The sequence below is a fragment of the Streptomyces sp. P9(2023) genome, from assembly GCF_032436795.1.
Lineage (GTDB): Bacteria > Actinomycetota > Actinomycetes > Streptomycetales > Streptomycetaceae > Streptomyces.
The window spans coordinates 1-244 of the sequence record NZ_JAUPWM010000768.1 but is presented as its reverse complement, the minus strand read 5'-3'; the positions used below and the strand labels follow the sequence as shown (position 1 = coordinate 244).

Annotated in this window: 1 protein-coding gene; it reads left to right on the top strand. The window is 44.3% G+C overall.

Annotation, left to right across the window (positions count from 1 at the left end; all coding sequences use genetic code 11):
- Positions 1–17: 17 nt before the first annotated feature.
- Positions 18–244: SspB-related isopeptide-forming adhesin (locus tag Q5762_RS39390; RefSeq protein WP_315897130.1), on the top strand; the 227-nt coding region annotated here is incomplete at its 3' end.

Genomic DNA, 244 nt, shown 5'->3' with positions numbered 1-244 from the left:
ACCGATTGAATTGGGAATTGGACCAGTATAAGGGAGATCGTTCGGCTAAAGAGACACTTGCACGAGGCTTCTTCTTTGTGGATGATTACCCAGAGGAAGTGCTTGATGTGGTGGAAAATGGCACGGCTGTTACAACCCTTGATGGTCAGAAGGTATCAGGAATAACGGTTAAAACCTATGCTTCGTTAAATAATGCCCCAAAAGACCTTCAAGATAAATTAGCTCGTGCCAAGATTACACCGAC